The following is a 23,442-nucleotide window of genomic DNA, read 5'->3' as shown; positions in this document are numbered from 1 at the left end:
AAAAACTATTAGCGCATTATCTATTTACAAAAATTTACTTCTGTTCAATTATCTTTATTTCATCTTCGGTTAAGCAATAAAATTCGTAGACTAATGAATTTATTTCATTTTCCAAATTAGTTGTATTATGAATAGGGGCAGTCTTCTTTAAATCAATAATTTTAGATACTTTTTCTTCAATAGATGCAGTTATAGAATTACTTACATTTGGAATAGCAAATTGAAGAATATCTCTTATCATAATTTGTGGGAAGGTATCGTCATTACTTATTTGGAATTTCTTTCGAAAGTACCAACCAATAAACTCTGAATTGAGAATGCCAAGTAAAGCTTTATAGCTGAGTAAAGCTTTACCGGTCTGAAGTTTTAAAACGAATAAAAGTGTGTTACAGTAAGATGTATTGGGAATATAATGTGCTATTAAAGTTTTACCTGTTATTTTTCTTATAAGTATTTTTTCATTTTCAAAATTTTCTGGCAATCTAGGCGCTGCTAACCAAGGACCATATTTAAGCCAGTTGTTTTCTTTCCAAAGAAGTGAATAATGGCCAATATCTTTTCCATCAAAAAAGGGAAGCCAATTGTTATCAATTTTCTGGATTGAAGTGAATGGTTTTTTAGCCCTTATTTCTTCGGTCTGGATTGGCTTTCCTTTCCCAACTTCATACGTCTTAATACCTGAAAACATTCCTGCAAATTCAGCCAATTTTGGAAATGTCACATCGAGTCTTTGAATAATTGATAGCTCATAGATATTGCTTTGAAGATTAAAGTTTTTTCTGTGATACCAAAGCTCACTTGAAATTCCGAATGACCTCTTTGGAATCTTAAGATCACTTATGGATGATTTCTTTTCGAATAAATTTACTTGTACATTGCTTTTATTATATGGTAATTCTGAAATATTCTTTTGAAAGAATAGCAAAATAGTATCCACGGTAGCATCGTTAAAAACATTCGAAGGGAGCAAAACTAATTCAGACACTATACTATTTTTTAAAATAAAGGTTCTAATAGATTCGGTGAACCCAAGATTAATTAATGTATCTGGAATAATATATCCAAAATTCCCATGGTTTTTCAAAAGACAGACTGCTCTTTCAATAAAAAGTGTATAGCTTTCCCCTCGCCAATTAAATGTTTCATACTCTTTTTCATAAGGCACACCAGAGCTTTTATTGAAATTTACCCCATATGGCGGGTTACCTATCATCATGTCAAACCCAATATAATCACCATCACCGTTCAACACCTCAGGAAACTCAAACCGCCACTCAAAAGCGTTTTCATAAATCTTATTATTTTTTATTTCCCCAATTTCAGTTTCCAGCTTTGTTATTTCATTGCTTAATTGCTCTATCTTTTTTTTAGTATCCTTATTCCTTTTATTTCCTTCATCAAACAATTCTTTGGTCTGGCTAATATTAAATAAATCGCCCCGTAGTTTAGATAGCTTTTTATATTTGGGGTCATTGGGGCTTATATAACTTCTAAAATCTTTTTTAATCGAATCAATCAATTCTTCCATCTCCCTTTTCTGCTCCTTACTTTCAGCATCCCGGTATGTTTGCACGGCCACTTTATAACTATCAATACTCCATTTGCTGTTGCGTAGTGCACTCTTTATATCAGCATCTAAAGCAAAGCGGCTAATAAGACTGTTGCCGCATTTTATGTTGATATCAATATTCGGCAATGTTTCGAGTTCTGCGTAGTTACTTGAAGGCGTGTAATAAGCATTTTTCAGCAATTCAATCCACAAACGAAGGCGGCATATTTTTACCGAATTAGGATTTATGTCGACACCAAATAAACAGTTTTCGATAATGGTTTCCTTTTCATGAAATAAGGTTTCCTGTATGCGCTGGCTTTCTTTATTTTGAGGATTATAATCAAACAACTTTCCATCTTCATCCGTAATAATCAATTCATCATTCACCACTTCCACATGATAATCCCTTAATGATTTACCGGCAGCGTCCTGTAAAATCTTTAATTCACTTTTAACGGCAATCATTTCATTTAATGCACTTACCAAAAAGTGTCCGCTACCTACAGCAGGATCACAAATATGAAGGCTGTTGATAATTTTATTAGCTTCCTTTTTATCATCAATTTTATTGTACAAACTATCCATCGTATCACACTGCCAACCCTTGGTGTCATTAAATTTTTGAAGCACTGACCTGCGAATGGTTTCTTTACACATATACATGGTTACAAAACCCGGTGTAAAGAAAGAGCCATCTTTATAACCATTAATTTTTTCAAAAATCAACCCCAACACAGAAGCATTGATAAGATTTTTATTTTCTTCCTGTATTTCTTCACCGCCCTCACTTGTGAAATCATAGGCATCTAAAAATTCAAACAGGTATTGCAGCGTTGGTAAAGAGCCGGTTTTTCTTTTACCCTTATCATCTTTTAGTACAGTGCTGCCGCTTAGAGGAAGTTGCAGGCGATTATCTAATTCACTTATATTGATTGTTTGTCTTTCCAGTTCAATACGTTCAAATAAAGAGCTATTGAGGTAAGGAACTTTACTGAACTTTTCCTGAATATGGTTTCTTCTGCTCCCCGGCTTTTCGGCTAACACCTGGAAGAACAGGTTGCTTAATTCATCAAAATCAAATACCAATTTACTGTTCAGAAAAAGATAGTCTTTGTTTCCTTTATGGTATTTATAAAGTTGGGCTTCCAATAATTTTATGAATAACACCCGGTTAACCCATGTAATACAAAGCTCTAATGCCACATTGAATAATTGCTCCTCTTTGTTAGCACCAAATGTTAAAAGGTTGCTGATATTTCTTAAAGCATCCTTGTCTTCCAGCTTAATGATCGTGTTTTCCAGCAACGAGGCTTCATCAGACTTTGCTTTTCTTTTTATTAATTTTTTACTGCCATCCTTAACTTCTTCCAAACCGATGATGTGCAGCAACTCTGTATAAAACTTTGTATCAAGGCTATTGCTGTCATTTATAAAAGGCTGCTTCAATAAGTGGGCAGGCGATAAAATCTTATAGAGTCCAATTAGTTTAGTGTCGTCTGCCTTATCTATGTTGGCAACATATTTTTGATAATCCCGAACATCGAAATAAGCTGCCGGCATTTCTTCTGTTACTTCATCCAGAAAAGCTTTGGCAATACTATCATAAAAAAACTTTGTGTCTTTACCACTTAACTTCCAGTTTTCATAATCCTTCTTTAGTTTACTATTGCGAAAAACATTCTTTTCAAACCAAACTTCATCAATGATGAACCACTCATAAATATTGGTTACTACCAGGTATTTGATATCTGTGTTGCTATGGTCAAAACGTTCTCTTAAATAATACAGAATAAGTTCCTGCAAAGCCTTGGAATTCGGCTTAGCTTCTGCCATCATCTCCGACTTGTTGGAAGGCTTTTTTACTTCAAGGATTACGCCTACAGGCTCTTTGGTCGTTTTTCCTGTATGTATCACCAGGTCATTCCTGTCTTTGGTGTTTATTTCAAACTGGTCTTTGTACCAGGTGTCTTTTAAAAAGTCGGCTATCACATTTTTCAGGTGTTCTTCACTTTCCTGCTCATTGATACGGGCTAGTAATTGTTGAAGATTCTTCTTAAATAGTTCTATATAATTTCGGCTAACCTTTTCCTTCAGGTAGGCCTTATTTAGTGCTTTAATCGGCTTCGTTAGGTCCAGTTTCATTTATCAGGCTCCGGGTTAGTTATTAGTTTATGGCGTTTGCTAAAGGAGTTAGTTGTAAATATAGCTTATAAGCGGCAAACTCAACCACTTACAGGGTTTGGTGCAATAAAAAAGAGGGTTGTAAATCCCTCTTTCTTAAAAATATTACTGCGGATTTCAACACATGTTATTCACTTCTTTCGATAAATCAGCTTTAGATAAAACCTTTAATTTTTCACCTGATATACCAGCAATTCCGCACTGCGGCCAAAACCTTTTGGTGAAGCAACAACCAGCCGGTTGATTTGGGGGAGAGTCAGGGAGGTTGTTGCACCAGAACGGGTGTTTGCCTTTTCGGATACCAGGTAGGTATCGGGGTCTAACTGGCTCACAATATTAATGTATCCACCTCCACAACTTAAAAAGATGGCCCCGTTTTTTGGTTCATAAAAAATATCATCTGCATCATTTTCTATAGGTACCGTAGTTATTGGTTTGCCGGTAACAGCGTCTAATACCAAAAGTTTTGCCGGATGCCTGCAACCAATAAAAAGGCGGTGATTGGCTATGTCCAATGCCATTGGAAAATTGGATTTGGCAGCAGTCAATTTCCACCTGTCTGCCACCATTTGCTTATCCAAATCGATAATCTCCACCTGTTGTTTGTCGGGAACATTTACGTAAATTTTCTTTGCAGTGATATCCAATTGAAATGATTCAGGATGGCCTTGCAGTTTTATATCGGCCACCTGTTTCAAAGTAGCTGCATCAATAACAGCAATGCCTCCTTCACCATAACCAACATAAATCTTTTTGTTTATAGCATCATAGCGCACATTGTCGGCATCGCCCGGTAATTGAATGGAGGTTATTTTTTGATAGTTGTCTGCGTTAAAAATATCACAAGCACCGTTACCACCATTTGCCACAACAACAATATTTTTACCGGCAATAAAAGCGATGCCCTGTGGCTCACTTAAACCGGTGATGCTATGAATAACTTTGTTCGTTTTTAAATCCACCACCTCTACGCTGTTATTTCCCAATGCCGCAATAAAAATGCGTTGGGTGGTGCTGTCAAAAGCAAGATGATCAATTCTGCCACCGACACCGGGTAATGCAATGGATGTAATTAATGGAAGTGACTGGCTCTGTTTGGAGGGCTGTGCATTACAACCTTCCAAACAAAAAACAACCAATGTTATAGCAATACAATAACTTTTTAATTGACTCATCCTGCTATATTTTAATGCCCCATACCTTTTCCTGTTTTATCTAAGGCCGCCTTTAATCCTTTTGCCAGCTTTTCCGCAGGGCCAACACCCCAATAATGCAGGAAGAAAATTTTTGGTTCTTCGTGAACCATGTGATTATGAACCGCTACTACCTCAATTCCATTTTCAATAAGTGTTTTAATTACAGGTTGCACTTCATCCATCAGCATGGTAAAATCGCCAGCTACTGCTGCTTTTTCCGGTGTTCCCTGCCACGCCGCCCAGGTATTGAAACCCATAAAAGTGCTGATAGGAACACCATGTTCTTTAAGCATTACATCGGGCCTGCCAATAGTGTATTTGTACACGCCCTTGCTCCTTTCCCCTTTATGCCCCATCAAAGAATCCAGCATGGGGATGTTTAAAGTATTTACAACGCTGTCGCCTTTGGCTGCTTTGGGATCTGCGCCTCTTACCTCACTTACCTTGTTCAAAATAGCTTTTGCATTGGCTGCAAGTGTTGCGGCATTACCAAAGCCATCAATATGCATATACATTACATTGGGCCTGTTGCGTACAAAGTGATTGTGAATAGCGGTGATGGAAAGACCCTGCCTGATCACCTCCTGCTGTACCGGGGCTACATCATTTTCAGATAAGATAATATCACCCATCATCATTACACTATCGCCGCAGGGAGTAAATGCTATCCATGTACCCAATCCCATCGGTGGAATTATTTTAAATCCATCTACTACTATGTGCAGGTCATTTTGCGGAACAGTGATTTTGTATTCACCATTTTTTACTGTGCCCTTCATGCCCGTAACCTCCGCAATTTTAGCGGTATCCAGCTTACTACTTTCAGGGGAACAGGCAATGGTGTCTTTTTTCGTTTCAGCTACGACCGGTTGCGTTGCGGTATTGTTGCAGGATGCTATTACCATACCTGTAACAATAGAAACACATAACGGGATTTTTCTAATTAACTGTTTCATGTTTTTTGTTTTAATAATCGGTTGAAAATTTATTTTCTAATAATTTCTCTTTAAAAGCTGATTTAAAAAAATACGCAAATGTGATGATGAAAGCCCTTGTATCTGCCTTGCCATACCGGTAATTTGAAAACTCAGGCGTGTTGTTGATATAGCCGCTTTTGAATGTATTAAACACATCAGTCACCGTTAAACCCAGCCGTGCATTGCTTTTGCCCAATTTTTGTTGATACCCAAGGTCTGCGAAGTACTGGGCAATTCTTTTACCCTGCGGTGTGGGAAGTGCGGAATTGTAGGTGCCTGTAACCTGTAACTTGCTATCCTTCCATAGCACAAAATTGTTTATCAATTTGGCATACCAACCGAAAGCGGATTGAACTGCATCGGTTGAAATATTATCTCCATTTAATTTTTGCTGAAACAGAGAAAGGCTGACATTAAAATCATACAACTTTGACGGCTTTGCGTTAAATACGTTTTCAATTCCGTAGGTTGTTGCATTGCCGATATTTATAGGAAAGGTAAAATTGGCACCATTGGGCTGCAATTGGGAATATTGCCTGATGGTATTTATGGCATAGCGATAAAAGAGATTGGAAGACAGGCTGTATTTGTTCCATTCTTTGCTATACCCTAATTCCATCGCATGAATAATTTCCGGTTTTAAATTTGGGTTACCACTATGTGGATTCAGAGAATCCGTTATATCTGTAAAAGGATTGAGCTGGCCTAAACCGGGGCGATTGATTCTTTTGCCATAACTAATTTTCCAGTATTCATCCGCTGTATGATAATAGACAAGACTTGCTGTTGGAAATAATTTAAGATAATTATTGGTAAACTTCGTGCTGTTGCTTTGTGTGTTTCCATCATTCAAAACCTGCTCTGCTCTTACGCCTACATCATATTTCCAGTTTTCTGTCACAGTTTTACCAAAGCTTGAACTGTATTGAACATAAGCTGCATGAACCTGTTCATTAAATTTAAAGATATTGCTGGCGCCGGTGTTAACTACATAGATATTGTTTACTAAATCTGAGGTTTGGAAATCTGCATGTATACTTCTATAAATTCCTTTGTAACCGGTTTCAATTATAGCTCTTTTAGAAGCAGGGAACGCATAATCTAATTTTGCTGTGGAGACATTGCCATTTTCATAATTATGTGTTCGTTGATACCAGGTATTTCCTGTACCTATGTCGTATTTATCAAGGGACTGAGATGTGATATTTGTATTCTCCCTATCTCGGTTTATTGATGAGGTTATATTTGCTGACAGTGTCTTTCTTTCATTATTAAATTTCCTGTTGTAGTCCATAGCAAACTCAGCTACTTTCGAACGTTCTATTTCAATGGAGTGCCTGTTGGTGTTAGAATTCAAGTCGTTGTTCTGTTTATATAAAGCACTGTTTAAACTTTCATTGTTGTCTTGGCCTTCCATATTGCCAATGGCTTCAAAAGAAAAAGTATTCTTAGTGTCAGGAGAGAAGTCAGCATTGAACTTGAGGTTTTGCAATTGCTCTAATCTTTTGTCTTGCCTTTTTTGATTTAATAAATATTCATCGGGCATATAAAAGTTGGTACGGCTTCCATTAATTTTTCTTGTTCGCCCTGCAAAGCGGTTATCGTATCCTAAGCCAAGATTCCATTTTTTTGTTTTCTGGTTTACAAGAAAGGAACTGTTTATTCTGCCCCGGCTGCCCAACCCTGCACCCAATGCCACAGCTCCATTGGTGCCGTTTTGCTTATTTTTTTTAAGTTTAATATTGATGATACCGCTTTCCGCATTAGCATCATATTTAGCTGTGGGATTATTGATGATTTCTATACTCTCAATACTGCTGGCAGGTATCTCGTCAGGGTTACTTAAATTGGAATTTCTGCCGTTGATTAATATTAGGGGCGTTTTCCCCCTTAAAGTAATTGCTCCTTCTGCATCTACCGATATGGTAGGGGTGTTTTTAAGTATGTCGGTAGCGGTTCCTCCGGTAGCAGTAATATTTGCTGCAGCATTTACAATAAAACCCTGCGGTGTTTTTTCAATCAGTTTTTTTTGAGAAGTCACTGTTACTGTTTGAAGAAAGTTTTACATCCTTGTTTAGCTTATAGTTTTCAAATTTTATTGTACCTGCCGTTGCTGTAACCGAAAAGTTTTGTGCAGATGGTTTGTAGCCAATCAAACTGAATTTTATAATGTATTTGCCGAACTCAATCGGATCAATTATAAATGATCCTGAAGTATCAGTGGTAGCATAGTATGCAACTTTTCCTGTATCTGCCTGATTAAAAATAGTAACAGTAACAAATTCCAATGGGATGTCTTTATCAAAAACACGACCTGTAACCTTTCCCGTTTTTTGCGCCAACAGAAACTGGCTAAAAAAGGATAATGAGAAAGCTAGAAAACTTTTAATAACAATATTCCGGGTTCGTGTCAACATTTATTTACAATAATAACTTTAATAAAAGCCCCAGCAATGCTGCCACGGCAATTACATAAGGCTCCTGAATTTTCTTAATGTAAATTAAGGATAATAAAGAAGCCAAAGCTATTAAGGCTGTCGGTATATCAATGATGCTCCTGGTAGCTATCACAATTACTGCCCCCACCAATGCTCCAACAACGGCAGCAGTAATGCCATCTACAAATGCTTTGATCGACTTATTTTTTGCAATCTTTTTAAAGTACGGTGCAGGAATAACTGTAAATAAATAGCATGGTAAAAAAGTTGCCAGAGCTGCAACAGAGGCACCAGGAAAACCGGCTATCAGGTAGCCGATAAAACCTACGGTAATTACAACCGGGCCGGGCGTTATCATGGCTACTGCCACTGCGTCGACAAATTGCTGTTCGGTGAGCCAGTGATTTTCTGTTACTACACCTGCGTGTAAAAAAGGAACAATTGCCAAGCCACTTCCAAATACAAAGGCACCGGCTTTGTAAAGAACCATCCAATTTTCCCCAACGTATTCCATTCAAATTGCCAAAAGCCAGTAATGCCGAGAATGATACTGTTTGCAGCAATAGGTTTTTTTATCCATGCCGGAGGAGCCTTTACAAACATATAGATCAACCCTGCGGCAACGAATAGTAAAACGTTTTCTGATTTGGTGATTACAGTTACAATGATACCCGCTGCATAAAAAAGCCACAGCAACCAATTTTGTTTAATGGCTTGCAATTGTATTTTTCCAACAGACTTTAATGTAAGCTTGTAACTGCTCATAATAATAATACCTATCACTGCAGCACCCACCCCATAAAACACTGCCTGCATCCAGGGCAGCCCGCCAAATAGTTTATAAATGATGCCCAGCAACACTACCATAATAAAAGAAGGTATCACAAAAGCAAGACCGCATAAGGTTGCACCTAAAACCCGGTAATGTACAAAGCCCATATAAATACCTAACTGTGCTGCCAATGGTCCCGGAGCTAATTGCGCCAGCGCCAATCCTTCCCGATAGTCTTCTTCTGAAATCCAGGTGCACTTTTCTACAAGGTCACGGTGCATGTAGCCCACAAGTGCAACAGGACCACCAAAGCCGATTGTGCCTAATTTTAAGAAGTAAATAATCAGTTCACGGAGTGTGTAAGCAGGTTGATTCATTTAGTGCAGTTATTTTATTTTTAAAGATTTGGGTTCCAGGTGTGTTTTTCTTGTGGTACATATTTTGCCCAGCTATATAAAGCATCGTATAACTTCATTCCAAGTTCAAGCATCTCGTGATCATTGGCATAATTGTAAGAAAGCCCTGCTGAGATGGCCCATAGCCCGGCTGACTGTTGCGCTAAATCAAACCGGTCGGTATCCGCCCCACGGACAATTAAAGCGATTTGCAATAAAGCCGGATCTGTGAGTTGATGTTTGTGAATGATAAAATCAAATGTACATTCGACATGATAATGGGAGTATTCTGCTCCCGGAATATCATAAGGTATCGCATCTAATTCCATTGCTTTTTCAAACACCTGATCTTTTGGAACATAAAAAAACGTTGCATCCTTATCTACAAAGTTTTTGATAAGCCATGGGCAGGCTATCCTGTCTATTTTGGGTCGTTCTCTTGTTATCCATTTCATGTTGCATTATTTAACATGCAAATTTGAAAAGATAAAAAGTTATTAAATAGAATGCAATTAACCTTTTGTACCTGCTTTACTTTTTGCCAGTTCTTTTTTGTAAGTGGATGGATTTTTACCGGTGTGTTGTTTAAAGATTCTTGTAAAATGGCTCTGGTCTGAAAAGCCGGTGAGATAGGCTACTTCTGTAAGTGAATAGCTGCCCGCTTTTATTAGTTCAATTGCTTTTTCAATGCGTAGTTTCCTGATATATTTTCCGAAGGAAAGATTATTGAAGTGCTTGGAAAATTCCCTTGATAAATAAGAAGGATTTATATCAAGGCTTTTGGAAATATCCGTCAAACTTAAATTGGTGTCAATCTGGTCCTGAATTATTTCTTTTAATTCTTTAACCCAATCCGGTGTTTTCTTTTGTGCAGCTTTCTGGTTGATGAATTTATTAAACACATCAATGAATAAATGATCAACCGGGTTTTGTGTATGCTTTTCTTTTTGCAGATGCTTGGCCCAGCTATACAGGGCATCATAAATCATCATGCCTTTTTCCAGTAGTTTATAATCGTCTTTTGTATTATAAGCCAAGCCTGCTGAAATAGCCCAAAGCCCGGAAGCCTGGCTGGCTATATCATGCCTGTCAGTATCGGCACCTCTTACAATGGGTGCCATTGCAAGTATTGCAGCATCTGTAATTTTATATTTTTCAATGATGTAATCAAAAGTACATTTATCATCATGATGTGAAAATTCTACATCAGGAATATCAAAAGGAATTGCTTTTATTTTATCTGCCTTTTCTAGTACCTGGCTTGCAGGTACGTAAATAAATTCGGCCTCTTTATCTACAAAGTTTTTAATGAGCCAGGGGCAGGCAATGCGGTCAATCTTCGGGCGTTCTCTTGTGATCCATTTCATAATACTAAAGATTATTTAATACTTACCAGGATTTTATCGATCCTTTGTCCATCCATATCCATTATTTCAAAATTAAACTTATACCATTTTACTTTTTCGCCTGCGGCAGGTATATGATTTAATTCAGCCAATATTAACCCGCCGATCGTATTGTAATCGCCTTTTATTTTTTCTTCAGCTAAATCAAAATAGTTTAAAAATTCAAAGAAAGGATATTGACCATCAGCAAGCCAGCTATTTTCATCCCGCTGTACAATGCCATATTCATCCTGGTTATATTCTGTAGCATCGCCTACTAAAGCATCCAGTATATCATCCATACTTACCAGTCCTTCCACAATGCCATATTCATCTATTACAAAAGCATAATGCAGTTTTGATTCCCTGAACTGTTCTAAGATTTTATAAGCCGGGGTATTGCCATGAACCATAGCAGGTTGCTTTAAAAATTGCTGCAGGTTAAAAGCAGCGTCTTTAAAGTTTTTTGGAAAAATATCTTTTACAGAAACAATGCCGAGGGTTTTATCCAAACTTTTATTTACAACCGGGTATATTGAGTGCGGTTCCATTTCAGCCCTTTGTTTAATGGTAGCAAGATCATCTGTTATGTCGAAATAAACCAAATCGCTCCGGTGAGTCATCAATTCACTAACCTTACGATCACCCAATGCAAAAACCCGGTGAACAATATCCTGTTCTATCTCCCGTATCTCACCACCCTCGGCACTTTCCTGAACAATGGCTTTTATTTCTTCTTCACTTACGATACCATCTTTCTTACCTTTTAAACCGAAGATGCTGAGGAATAAATCGTTTGTTTTTGTAAGTAGCCAAATAAATGGTTTGGTAATAATGGAAATATAGGTCATTGGCCTGGCTACCAGCATAGCAATGGTTTCCGGAAACATCAGGCCAATTCTTTTAGGAATCAATTCGCCGAAAACGATGGAGAAGAAAGTAAGTATAATCAATACAATCACAACTGAAACTGAATGGGCGTATTCTGTAAGAAAGGAAACTTTTATAATGATGCTTTTTACGTCTTCAGTAATCTGTTCTCCACTGTAGATACCGGTTAGTATCCCTATCAATGTAATCCCTATCTGGACGGTTGATAAAAATGTGTTGGGATTACCAGCCAGCTCTAATGCTTTCTTTGCATTTTTATTGCCTCGTTTTGCGGCCGCTTCTAACTTGAACTTTCGTGATGACACCAAGGCAATTTCGCTCATGGAAAAAATGCCATTGAGAATAATAAGGAAGAAAATAATTAGTATTTCCATTTGAATAGAATTGCTTGAAAATAAAAAGGCGCTTTATTGTTGAACTGCCGGGTTGGTTTAAATCTACTTATAATTTTTAGCTCCTGCTAACTTGCTTATTCATCCGCCATATTCTTCAGTTTCATTAACAAATTATAAGCTCCTTTAAATACAAAAGTTTCGATCATCAACTTTTCATCAATAATAATTTCGGTAAACCCATTTTCAGTATTACCGGTTTTCACTTCTGTCATTTCGTACTGGTTCTTTCCTTTGGCGATAAAAACGTATTGTTTGTTTTCAAAACGTACAATGGCATCATCAGGCAACACTTTTGCATTATTGCTTTTTACTTCAATATCGGCAGTCATAAACATACCTGGTAATAATGTTTTGTCATACTGTTCAAAATGGCAATGCACTTCAGCGCTTCTTTCATTAGAAAGGTTTTTGCTGATTAAGATAATTGTACAAAGATGTTTTTTGTCAGGATCGGTATTAGTATAAGCCATTAATTTTTGCCCTACGAAAAGTTTGTTCATGTCTTTTTCGAATACAGTTAAAGCCAAATGAATATCCGTTGGGTTAACCAGTTCAAATAAAACCTCAGAAGGATTTACGAATTTGCCAATATTTACATTTACGCCGGATACATACCCATTGATAGGCGAATAAATATTGATGGTTCTTGAAATATTATTTGCAGTAATTCGTGCCGGATTGAGGTTGATCAGTTGTAATTTTTGTTCCAGTGATTTGATCAAAATATTTTGCGACAGGTAAGCTGCTTTGGTTTGTTCGAAAACTTTGTCGCTGGTGGCTTTGCTTTGGTTCAATTCCTTCTGACGGTTGTATTCACTTTCATTATAACTAAAGTTTGCTTTTGCTGTAAGGTAATCCTGTTGCAACTGGATATATTGCTGGTCTTCCATCACGGCCAATACTTCGCCTTTGCTGATGTGCATACCCGGCAATAGTTTTGTTGACTTTAAGTATCCTCCCAGCGGAGCACTAACAGATACCATGTTTTGCGGCGGAACATCTATTTTACCATTTACTTTCAACACGGATGAAATAGTTTGTTCATTTAGCTTTCCTGTAACCAGCCCGGAATTTTTAAGTTGTGCATCGGTAAGCGTTGCTGTATTTCCTGTAACCTGCACTGTTTCATTTGGTGCTTCTTTTTTTTCACTGCCGCAGGATATCAGGGTAAGTATGATGCTTGAAAGAATGATTATTTTCTTCATTGTATAATGATTTAACTGTTTTTAAATTTTACTGATGGTTTAAAAATGAACATTGCGGCAATCGCAATCAATAGCGTAAGTACACCTCCATATAAAAATTCTTTTTGAGGAAATCTAATACCTAAGAAACCTGCTATGGGATAAGTTATTGCCCACCATAAATGCGAAAATGCAAAGTGTGAACCATATACTTTTCCCTGGTCAGCAGATGCAATATTTTCCGCTATTAAAGTTTCCGAAGGCATTTCTGCAAGGCTTTGCCCCAACCCTGCAAAAAGCCATAATACCAGTAACATACTATAGGGAACATAATTGGCAAAACAAACGGTAAAGCCTAAAATTAAAGCACCACTGATCAGCGATATGCTTCTTGTAGTTGATTTATCTAAACTGCCTGCAACAAAAGCTGCAATGGCAGCACCAATTCCAAAAGTGGCCATTACCCAGCCATAATATTTATCATCTAAATGCAAGCCATTCTTTGTATGCCCGATTGTGTTTACTAAAATCATTGCACCAGCAATGGCCGACACAAATTCAATGCTTAAGGCAAAGCGCAATGTTTTATTGCCGAATAAAAGCCGGATACCTTTTATAACATCGCCCCATGTGTTTTGTGATTGTTGTGCGGCTGCTGCTACGCCTTTTTGCAGTTCCTGTTTTGGAATAGCAAGTATTAAAAATGCGGCTGCAATAAACGAAATGGCATCAATAAAAAATATTTCTCTTGCGCCCAGCCAAACCGCCACAACACCAGCCAATGCAGGCCCTAATATACCTAACAATTGATAAGTAGCGGTAGATAAGCCGACCGCTTCCCTGTAATACTTTCCTTCAATAACCTGTGGAATAACTGCACGGTAAGTGGGAGTAAAAAAGGCATTGAATACATTTAGAAAAAATACCAGAACATAAATATGCCATTCTGCATTAATAAATGGAAGGCAACAAATAATTGCCATGCGGATAAAGTGAGTGATGTATAATATTTTCTTGCGGTCAACCTTATCTGCCAGTACACCTGCAAAGGGTGAAAAAATAATAAATGCCGTAACTCTCAATGTTAAAGCTGTGGCAAGTATTACAGCTGAACGATCTTTATCTAATTGATAAGCTAACAATGCTAAACCAACCCATGTAAAAGCATCTCCAATCAAACTAATAGTTTGTGCCAGGTATAATTTTGCAAACACTTTATTCTTTAAAGCCTGAAACGGCTCGGTAAGTATTTGCAGGGTTGTTCTTTTATCTGTTGCTGTCATTTTATAATTATTTGGTGATAAAAGAATTGATCTCTACAATACTTGTATTTCTATTTTTTATTGCTTCTATGTAATCGCTTTTAATAGTTACTGCCTGGTTCACTAACAACACCCATTCTAAATAATTTATATCGCCACCTAAAAATTGTTTGTTGGCAGTGCTGGTAATAAGGTCCGCATTTTTTAAAGCCGTTGATTCAAAATAATTAATCGCTTCAGTATATTTTTGATACTGAGCTACAGCAGTCTTGTACGCAGTTTCAAAGTTTTTCAGGTTTATTCCATACTCATTTACAACGATAGCTTCATTTGCTTTTGCTGCATTGATTTTTGCCTTTTGGCCGTTTGTAAAGATCGGTATGCCCAGCCCAACCTGCACCGACTGAAACTGTGGTACGCTGTTGTAAGTTTTATTGTTTGCGCCAGTACCTTTCATCCCCATGATGTTATAGCCAAATGTAATATCAGGCAATAGCTTTGATTTTTCCACTTGTGTTGCTGCTGCTGCAATCTGTTGTTGTTGTTTCAAATATTGCAGAGCAGGATATACCTGTAGTATGGAAGTGTCAGCATTGGGAATGGTATTTATTTTAAATTCCTTTTCATCAGGAATAAAAATGATATCCGTATTCAACAATAATTGAAATTGAATTTGAAGTAACTCCATATCCTGTTGCAATTGAGAAAGCTGTAACCCTATTTGCCCACGTTGATTTTCAGCAGTTGCTTTTTCCAACACATTGCTTTCGCCTTTATTGAAACGAAGGGTGGCTTTACTTAAAAATTCAGCAAACAAGCTGTCGTTTTTTTGCAGGAGTTTTTTCTTTTCCTGTACATACAACAAATTGTAGTAAACCTGTGCCACTTGTTTTTTCAATATCGCTTCTTTCATACCAACATTCAATACACTGCTTTTCCATTCTTCACTCAGCAATGTTTTCTGAGTGGCATACACTTTCGGAAAACTGATGGTTTGTGAAATACCTGCTTTGGTATCAAGATAAAAACTATTCATTTGTCCAAACTCTCCAAACACATTGGTGGGAGGGATCACCTTTGCAGTCTTTATTAATTTCTGCTGGTACTCCGCCCTAAACCGCTCATTTTTCACTGACAGGTTATTTTTTATAGCCGTATCAGTTGCAGAATATAAAGTAATAGGCGTTTGTGCATTTGTCTTTTCAACTGAAAACAACATTGCAAATAAAATAATGATAGCTACAACTGGCTTTTGGGTTTTTAATGAAATTCCTTTTTCAAACATGATGTATAAAATTGGTAAAACAAATAAGGTAAGAAGGGTGGCTATTAATAGTCCGCCAATTACAACAGTTGCCAATGGCCGTTGCACTTCTGCACCTTCTCCGGTACTTAGTGCCATTGGCAGAAAGCCCAGCGAGGCTACAAATGCTGTCATCAATACAGGTCGCAAACGAATTTTTGTACCCTGTGTAACTATGCGCTTTAAATCTTTTGTGCCTTCGCTCTTTAAACGGTTAAATTCTGCTACCAGTACAATTCCATTGAGCACCGCCACGCCAAACAAAGCTATAAAACCCACACCTGCAGAAATGCTGAATGGAATGCCACGGGTGGCTAATGCTAATATGCCGCCAATAGCAGAAAGCGGAATGGCTGAGTAAATAAGCAACCCTTGCTTAACAGAATTAAAAGCAAAATATAACATCAGGAAAATCAGCAATAGGGAAACGGGCACTGCAATGCCTAGCCTTTTTTTTGCAGCAACTAAGTTTTCAAATGCACCGCCATAAGTAATATAATATCCGGGTGGTAGTTTCATCTGTTGCTCTGCTTTCAACTGTAACTCTTTTACCATGTTTTGTATATCTCTACCCCTTACGTTAAAGCCAACTATAATTCTTCGCTGGGCATTTTCTCTTTGTATTTGATTTGGCCCTTCAATGATTTCTACTTTGGCTACCTGGTATAAAGGAATCTGAGTTCCCTTTGGCGTTGGAATTAAAAGATTTTGAACATCTTCTAATCCTTTTCTTTTTTCAGCAGTTAACCTTACCACTAAGTCAAAACGCTTTTCTCCTTCATATACCATACCACTGCTTTGTCCTGCAAAAGCGGTATTTACCACTTTATTAATATCACTGATCTTTAACCCGTATTGAGCAATTACAGGCCGGTTGTATTGAATAACGATTTGTGGCATCCCTGTTACTGCTTCAACATATAAACCGCTACTGCCTTTTACGGTATTGCAGATGTTGCCTAGTTTATTTGCATACAAAGCAAGCGTATCTAAGTTCTCTCCAAATATTTTACAAACCACATCCTGCCTTGCACCGGATATTAGTTCATTGAACCGCATTGCTACGGGATATTGAAAACCGAATGTTACACCAGGAACTGCTTCAAGTGCTGTACTCATTTTGGCTTCCAGTTCTTCATAACTTTTTGCTGATGTCCATTGGCTTTTGTCTTTCAGGATAATCATCATATCTGTGGCATCAATGGGCATGGGATCGGTAGGTACTTCACTGCTACCTGTTTTGCCCACTATCTTTTCCACTTCGGGAAATTTTTCCAAAATGATTCTTGACCCTTTCGATACTGCCTCAATGGAAGTATTTAGGTTACTTCCTGGTAAAACCCTTGTTTCCACAGCATAATCACCTTCGGGCAATGCAGGAATAAATTCTCCACCCAATTGAAATAAAATAAAAACTGAAACGGCAAACAATACTATAACTGACGCTATAACTGTCTTTGGTATTCGCAAGATCTTTTCTAAAGTATGTTGATAAATACGTTCTAGTCTGCCCATCATTTTATCAGAAAAAGTTCTTTTATGCGAAACCTTTTTACTGAGAAATAATGCGCTCATCATGGGGATATAGGTGAGTGAAAGAATGAATGCACCCATCAACGCAAATGCAACGGTTTGTGCCATTGGTTTAAACATTTTTCCTTCGATGCCTTGTAAGGTAAAAATGGGTAAATAGACAATGAGAATAATTATTTGCCCAAACACTGCACTGTTCATCATTCGGGTGGCTGAGTGTTTTACTTCTCCTTCCATATCTGACTGCGACAATTTATTGATGCTGTTAAATTTTTTGCTGTGTGTTAACTGGTGCATCACAGCCTCCACAATGATGACAGCACCATCCACAATTAACCCAAAATCCAATGCGCCTAAACTCATCAGGTTGCCACTTACGCCAAATAAATTCATCATTATAATGGCAAATAACAGTGCCAATGGAATTACCGAAGCCACTAATAACCCTGCACGAAAATTCCCTAAAAACAGTACCAGCACAAATATTACAATCAATGCGCCTTCCATTAAATTTCTTGTAACCGTACTAATGGAATTGTTAACCATTTTAGTCCGGTCAAGAAAAGGATCTATCATTACTCCTTCAGGTAAGGTCTTCTGTATTTGTACAATGCTTTCTTTAATGTTCTTAATTACTTCATTGCTGTTAGCGCCTTTCAACATCATTACCACTGCACCAGAAACTTCTTCCATGCCATTGTAGGTCATTGCACCATATCTTGTTGCACTGCCCAATCTTACTTCGGCTATATCACGGATTAAAACAGGGGCTCCATCAGCAAGGTTTTTCACCACAATATTATTGATATCATCAAAGGAACCTACCAGACCCTCGCTGCGGATAAATAAAACGGTAGGGCCTTTTTCAATATAGGCACCACCAGTGTTTTGATTATTATCTTCTAAAGCACTGAACACATCCTTGATGGTAATATTTGCCGATTTAAGTTTTGCAGGGTCAACAGCAATTTCATATTGTTTAAGATAACCACCAAGACTGCTCACTTCTGCAACACCCTTAACGCCTAACAACTGCCTGCGTACAATCCAATCCTGGATCGTACGTAATTCCATTGCAGTATATTTATTTTCGTATCCCTTCTTTGGCCGAACCGTATATTGGTAAATTTCACCAAGCCCTGTGGTAACGGGGGCCAGCTCGGGTGTGCCAAATCCCTGTGGGATTTGTTCCTTTGCCCGTTGCAACCGCTCAGATACCTGCTGCCTTGCCCAATACACATCAGTTGCATCATCGAAAACGATGGTCACCACTGATAAGCCAAAGCGTGAAAAACTCCTGATTTCTTTTAAGCCCGGAATACTGTTATTGACCTGCTCTATGGGAAACGTAATTAAACGTTCTATATCAGGCGCACCCAATGCAGGAGCTATTGTAATTACCTGTACCTGGTTATCCGTAATATCCGGCACGGCATCAATAGGCAGTTTGGTTACCTGGTAACTGCCATAGCCAATAAGGCCAATTATAAAAAGGCCGATAATGAGTTTATTCTTAATAGAAAACTCAATGATTTTATTAAGCATAGTTCTGTCTTGTTAATCATCAATAAATAATGCAGTGGTCACTTATACAGTAAGCACAACAGGCATAAAGCAACATTGGCTTTATGCAACAGCAAAAAAGAAATGATTAACAGGACTTCGGCGGTTGCCAAATTCTGGATAGAAGAGAAGGTGAATAAAAAGGAGTTGAATAACTAATATTTTCTTTAATTATAACTGTCTTGTCTACTTGTAATTCAAACCCAACTGGCGTTTGAAAAATAAAAGTGGCTTGTGAAAATCCTAAGTCATGAGATTTGAATGGAAGTTTTTCATGTTCATTGTTAGCAGATGAATGGGATTTTTCTTCATCATAATGTTTGTGCAAGAAACTGACAAAAGAAATTCCGGCATCGTCTTCTTCGTGTTCTAAGTAATGATGAATTAAAGCCGGTAATTTCAATAGCTGTCCTAATTCTATATTGGCACACAGAAAAATCAGCAAAAATGATATGGCGGTTAATTTTTTCAGTAAGGCAAATATATTGTAAAAAAGGCATAATCTCCGTCCGGATTAAATTGGCACTATTGCCCAAAAGGCTTTTGACCAGCGCAATTAATATTGTCTCCCGGTGATACCTGGAAGTATTTACAGAAATACAGGTAATACTGGTACCGGTAATTAGTCTTTGGAATATCAGTGCCACTGCCACATTCTACCCCTCCATTGATAACATTTACTGTGGCACCAAAGCCCGGAAGTCTGCCTTTTTCAATATCATCTGGCGTGGGAGCCCATGTTCCGGTGAGTATATCGTGACAGGAAGGTTTTGGAAAATTGAGGTGTCATCCAAAACCATAAAGCGGATGCAAATGATAACAGTGGATCTTTTGACAATAACTCCGGATGTAAAAGCAATGTATCCTTGCTGCCAAACCATGCTTCGCTAAACTGGCCGTAATTATAATTCCAGGTTAATTGTTTGGGGCCTCTGCCATAATAAAACTTCCCTTCAATGGCTGGATAATTCTTCTTTGATGTATCGTTGTATTGGTTTTTAATACCAGCGTTGGTTTCTTCTAAAAAATACAGACCCCATTTAAAATAACCTCCCGGCGCATCATCCCAGCCTCCGCTGGTTTCCTGGGCTATATTTGCCAGAAAGGCTGATAGTTCTCTTTTTTGAATTGTATCATTACCATCAGAAAGAAAAGAAGGAAATAATTTGGATGCCTGTACAAATGTTTTATAAGAATAGAAATCCGGATTATTTGAAATAGAATCTTTTTGTCCTATGCCATATCTTTTTGGAAACAATTGATTCCATTTTTTTTCAGTAAGATACCTGGTGATTTTTGGAGCAGTAATTTTCTTATTTACAAACTCTTTTAGAGGCTTTGGCAATACTGTTATTTGCCCATAGCATAATTGCGAAAGGAGTAGGAGAAAAAAAGAAATGGGTACAATATTTTTCATTCGAGTAAGCCTTATTAAGAAAATAATTTTTGCTCCTGACTAAATTGAAAATTTATATAACAAAAGCCTTTACCGGATTCAATTGGCAGTGTCAAAGATAACAATTGTGTACGGCTTAGAATTATAGAAATCTCAGCATAGTATAGACTATACAAAAACATTGATAGTTATGAAAAGCCCATGAATTCTATTTTACTAAATAGTGTGAATTTAAGAATAAACTTATTTGAGAAATAAAAAAGGGGCTAAAGCAACCCCTCATCAGCAAAAGAATAATACCCTTCACTAGTAACGATGATGTGATCTATCACCTTTATTTCAAGATTCATTCCACCAGTTGCAATCTTCTTTGTCAATTCTTCATCTGCTCTGCTTGGTTTAAAGGTTGCCAGAGGGATGATTATGAGATAATATTATGTTGCAGGCATTCGCTTTTAAAGCCGCTGTAAAAACCAATTTAGGGTCTGCCACTGTACCTGCAACTCCTCCGGTTGATAACTCATAAATCCCTAAAACTCTTTGAGCCCGGTTCATTAAAAACTTTAAACTGTTCTACAAATTCAATCTTGTTTTCATCCCAGGTTAATCTTAGTAACTCATAACATTCTTTGGAGGATTTTACTAATGGTCTTTCAGATGGTTTTATTTTGTTTTTGTAAACCAATTCAACTTCTGACACCATGTTCAATACTGATAAATTCATTAGCTGTTCCATAATATTTCATTTTAAAGATTTAAAAATTAATTATGGAACTATCACCGCCTTTTGGCGACCAAGGCAAGGAAGCAACGGAATATATAGCGCAGCGGTTTATGCCGGAATTTCATTGCCGCCACGGAGACAAATGGCGAACTTTGTGGGAGAATTAATGAAGAAAAAAATACAATTCCCTTTAAAATATCCTACGGTATTTTAAAATAAACTCAATTAATTTTTATCGTAAAATATTGCATTAAGCCAACGAGCCACGCCCTCAAGCGTGGCTCGTTTCCAGGTGTGCGCCAGACATGTCAGTTCACTATAGGGTGTAAGTCCCGAACGCACTTGATAGTGGGAAGCGTTAGCTAAAAAGGCAAGGGTGTCCACCGTGAGGTGGAATCTGAAGGAAGCCTGAGGCAAATTCCCGGCCTGACGAACAGAAACTGCATATGAGGCGGGTACAGCCGGACAATGCTGCGCAACAAGCAAAAGTCCAACACTATACGGAGGCTGTGAACGTAGATGCAGCGGGCACATGGGAGGAAAGCGAACTAACTTACTCTGGGAGATCTTACGGTACAGTTGGCAGCGGGATGAGCGAATCCCAAAGCGGCAACGGTTCATAGTAATATGAATACGGTACAATAAGAAGTCAGCAGAGGCCATAGTAGGAAGGAAACGAGCTCCGTAAAACCGGGGAAGTCTCACAGACAAACTGAAGGGCTGAATGTTAGAACCGGCGGTATTTTACAAGGATTTATCATTGAAGCGATGAAAGCAGAAACACGTTAGAGAACTACTGTACCGGGATAAGCCGGAAGCTGAAAGAAAGTACAGACAGAGCTGAGCCAAATGATGCATTCCCGTAAGAGAGACGCCATGCGAAAAAAAAAATGTAGCATGCTTGAAGAAATTCTGGACAGACGCAACATTGAAAAAGCCTTGGTAAAGGTTGTTTCAAACAAAGGTGCCGGCGGTATAGATGGAATGCAAACTGATGAACTCAATGCATACATCAACGCTAACTGGCAAAGTTTGCGTGCCGGTATTTTGGAAGGAACCTACAGGCCAGCCCCTGTGCGGAAGGTAGAGATACCAAAGCCACAGGGAGGAAAGAGAATGTTGGGGATACCAACTGTTGTGGACAGGCTGATACAACAGTCAATTGCCCATTGGATGCAAGGTTATTACGAACCCTTTTTCTCTAAACAAAGCTATGGGTTCCGTCCTGGTCAGAATGCTCATCAGGCGGTGCTACAGGCACAGGAGTATTTAAACAACAGCAAGGCATTGGTTATAGAACTGGACTTAGAAAAGTTTTTCGATCATGTAAACCATGATAGGCTGATGGCCTTGTTAAGCAGAAAAATTGCAGACAAGCGTACACTAAAATTAATGAGGGCATACCTTACAAGTGGTATTATGGAAGGAGGAGTATCTAGCCAACGGACTAAAGGTACTCCGCAAGGAAGTCCATTAAGTCCGCTACTATCCAACATTGTATTAGATGAATTGGATAAGGAGTTGGAAAAGCGTGGGCTCAGCTACGTTAGGTATACAGATGATATTAGTATTTACGTTTCAAGCAAAGCTTCAGCAGAACGGGTCAAAGTGAATGTCATGAATTTTATTGAACGAAGACTTCAGTTGAAAGTAAACAGAGAAAAGAGTAAGATTAGCCGTCCCCACCAGAGTAATCTGTTGGGTTTTTCCTTTTATCAATACAAAAGGAAATGGCTGGTTCGGATTGCGAACAGAAGTATAGAAAGGCTTAAAACAAAATGCAAGGAAATAACGAAACGGAGCAATGCACTATCAGAGGAAGCAAGAATAAGCAAACTCACCTTACTGATCAGAGGATGGGTTAATTACTTTGCTACAGATACTGCAAAGCATCTAATGAGAGGATTGGATCAATATGTTCGCATGCGGCTCAGAATATGTAAGTGGAAGCAATGGAAGAAGCGAAAGACAAAAGCATATAACCTGAGAAAGCTTGGCATACCTGCAAATAAAGCATACCAATGGTCATTCAGCAGAGGATTTATCCGTACTGCAATCAGTCCTGTATTACAGCGCAGCCTCACAAATGAATATTTTCAAAAGAAGGGCTACGATGGTTTTCTTAACACTTATATCTGGCTAAAGAAAACGCAGTTATCATTATTCTAACAAACCGCCGTATGCCAGAAAGGCACGTACGGTGGTGTGAGAGGACAGCGTAGGAAATAATCCTACGCTTCCTACTCGATTTAACAATCTGATAGAATAAGGGGCAAACTTTTTTGTTTGCCCCTT

General features: G+C 38.0%; 21 protein-coding genes. 2 read left to right on the top strand and 19 right to left on the bottom strand.

The window, feature by feature from the left end:
* Window positions 1–34: 34 nt before the first annotated feature.
* The 19 genes from JWR61_RS11080 to JWR61_RS10995 all read right to left on the bottom strand — a co-directional run bounded on the left by JWR61_RS11080 (window position 35) and on the right by JWR61_RS10995 (window position 21,159).
* On the bottom strand, window positions 35–3,466 hold the full coding sequence (locus JWR61_RS11080) for a TaqI-like C-terminal specificity domain-containing protein (RefSeq protein ID WP_301927874.1): 3,432 nt from the start codon (window positions 3,464–3,466) through the stop codon (window positions 35–37).
* Window positions 3,467–3,900: 434 nt separating this feature from the next.
* Window positions 3,901–4,908: a YncE family protein gene (locus JWR61_RS11075; RefSeq protein WP_301927873.1), complete on the bottom strand. Its 1,008-nt coding sequence runs from the start codon at window positions 4,906–4,908 to the stop codon at window positions 3,901–3,903.
* Window positions 4,909–4,919: 11 nt separating this feature from the next.
* A complete protein-coding gene (locus tag JWR61_RS11070; protein ID WP_301927872.1) occupies window positions 4,920–5,885 on the bottom strand; it encodes a DUF1259 domain-containing protein in 966 nt (321 codons plus the stop codon).
* Window positions 5,886–5,895: 10 nt separating this feature from the next.
* On the bottom strand, window positions 5,896–7,947 hold the full coding sequence (locus tag JWR61_RS11065) for a TonB-dependent receptor (RefSeq protein WP_301927871.1): 2,052 nt from the start codon (window positions 7,945–7,947) through the stop codon (window positions 5,896–5,898).
* Window positions 7,922–8,323, bottom strand: a complete 402-nt coding sequence (locus JWR61_RS11060; protein ID WP_301927870.1) for a carboxypeptidase-like regulatory domain-containing protein — start codon at window positions 8,321–8,323, stop codon at window positions 7,922–7,924. The genes JWR61_RS11065 and JWR61_RS11060 overlap by 26 nt, the downstream gene beginning before the upstream one ends.
* A 4-nt stretch (window positions 8,324–8,327) precedes the next feature.
* Window positions 8,328–8,834, bottom strand: coding sequence for a chromate efflux transporter (gene chrA, locus JWR61_RS11055; RefSeq protein WP_301927869.1), 507 nt, complete (start codon window positions 8,832–8,834; stop codon window positions 8,328–8,330).
* Window positions 8,759–9,493, bottom strand: coding sequence for a chromate efflux transporter (gene chrA / locus JWR61_RS11050; protein WP_301927868.1), 735 nt, complete (start codon window positions 9,491–9,493; stop codon window positions 8,759–8,761). The genes chrA (JWR61_RS11055) and chrA (JWR61_RS11050) overlap by 76 nt, the downstream gene beginning before the upstream one ends.
* A 20-nt stretch (window positions 9,494–9,513) precedes the next feature.
* Entirely contained in the window at window positions 9,514–9,966 is a 453-nt protein-coding gene (locus JWR61_RS11045) for a chromate resistance protein ChrB domain-containing protein (RefSeq protein WP_301927867.1), read from the bottom strand.
* A 57-nt stretch (window positions 9,967–10,023) separates the two neighbouring features.
* A complete protein-coding gene (locus JWR61_RS11040) occupies window positions 10,024–10,878 on the bottom strand; it encodes a chromate resistance protein ChrB domain-containing protein (protein WP_301927866.1) in 855 nt (284 codons plus the stop codon).
* Window positions 10,879–10,889: 11 nt separating this feature from the next.
* Window positions 10,890–12,161: a hemolysin family protein gene (locus JWR61_RS11035; protein WP_301927865.1), complete on the bottom strand. Its 1,272-nt coding sequence runs from the start codon at window positions 12,159–12,161 to the stop codon at window positions 10,890–10,892.
* Window positions 12,162–12,256: 95 nt separating this feature from the next.
* The gene (locus JWR61_RS11030) at window positions 12,257–13,387 is read right to left on the bottom strand and encodes an efflux RND transporter periplasmic adaptor subunit (RefSeq protein ID WP_301927864.1); all 1,131 of its coding nucleotides are present in this window, start codon (window positions 13,385–13,387) and stop codon (window positions 12,257–12,259) included.
* Between the two features lie 11 nt (window positions 13,388–13,398).
* Entirely contained in the window at window positions 13,399–14,649 is a 1,251-nt protein-coding gene (locus JWR61_RS11025; RefSeq protein ID WP_301927863.1) for an MFS transporter, read from the bottom strand.
* A gap of 7 nt (window positions 14,650–14,656) precedes the next feature.
* Window positions 14,657–19,009, bottom strand: a complete 4,353-nt coding sequence (locus JWR61_RS11020; protein ID WP_301927862.1) for a CusA/CzcA family heavy metal efflux RND transporter — start codon at window positions 19,007–19,009, stop codon at window positions 14,657–14,659.
* A 106-nt stretch (window positions 19,010–19,115) separates the two neighbouring features.
* On the bottom strand, window positions 19,116–19,472 hold the full coding sequence (locus JWR61_RS11015; RefSeq protein WP_301927861.1) for a hypothetical protein: 357 nt from the start codon (window positions 19,470–19,472) through the stop codon (window positions 19,116–19,118).
* Between the two features lie 80 nt (window positions 19,473–19,552).
* Entirely contained in the window at window positions 19,553–19,744 is a 192-nt protein-coding gene (locus JWR61_RS28255) for a glycoside hydrolase family 19 protein (protein WP_367881799.1), read from the bottom strand.
* Between the two features lies 1 nt (window position 19,745).
* Window positions 19,746–20,372, bottom strand: a complete 627-nt coding sequence (locus JWR61_RS11010) for a chitinase (protein WP_301927860.1) — start codon at window positions 20,370–20,372, stop codon at window positions 19,746–19,748.
* Window positions 20,373–20,689: 317 nt separating this feature from the next.
* Complete coding sequence (locus tag JWR61_RS11005; protein WP_301928025.1) at window positions 20,690–20,773, bottom strand: JAB domain-containing protein; 84 nt, start codon at window positions 20,771–20,773, stop codon at window positions 20,690–20,692.
* Window positions 20,774–20,822: 49 nt separating this feature from the next.
* Window positions 20,823–20,978: a JAB domain-containing protein gene (locus JWR61_RS11000; RefSeq protein ID WP_301927859.1), complete on the bottom strand. Its 156-nt coding sequence runs from the start codon at window positions 20,976–20,978 to the stop codon at window positions 20,823–20,825.
* Window positions 20,944–21,159, bottom strand: coding sequence for a hypothetical protein (locus JWR61_RS10995; RefSeq protein ID WP_301928026.1), 216 nt, complete (start codon window positions 21,157–21,159; stop codon window positions 20,944–20,946). The genes JWR61_RS11000 and JWR61_RS10995 overlap by 35 nt, the downstream gene beginning before the upstream one ends.
* Window positions 21,160–21,191: 32 nt before the next feature.
* On the opposite strand from JWR61_RS10995, the gene JWR61_RS10990 reads away from it, so the two are divergent.
* Both JWR61_RS10990 and ltrA read left to right on the top strand, forming a co-directional pair.
* The gene (locus tag JWR61_RS10990; RefSeq protein WP_301927858.1) at window positions 21,192–21,314 is read left to right on the top strand and encodes a hypothetical protein; all 123 of its coding nucleotides are present in this window, start codon (window positions 21,192–21,194) and stop codon (window positions 21,312–21,314) included.
* A 730-nt stretch (window positions 21,315–22,044) separates the two neighbouring features.
* Complete coding sequence (ltrA, locus tag JWR61_RS10985; RefSeq protein ID WP_301927857.1) at window positions 22,045–23,316, top strand: group II intron reverse transcriptase/maturase; 1,272 nt, start codon at window positions 22,045–22,047, stop codon at window positions 23,314–23,316.
* Window positions 23,317–23,442 lie beyond the last annotated feature (126 nt).

Source organism: Ferruginibacter sp., assembly GCF_028288465.1.
In the GTDB taxonomy this organism is placed as follows: domain Bacteria; phylum Bacteroidota; class Bacteroidia; order Chitinophagales; family Chitinophagaceae; genus Ferruginibacter.
The sequence above is the reverse complement of the archived record's forward strand: the minus strand, read 5'-3'. Positions and strand labels throughout refer to the sequence as shown.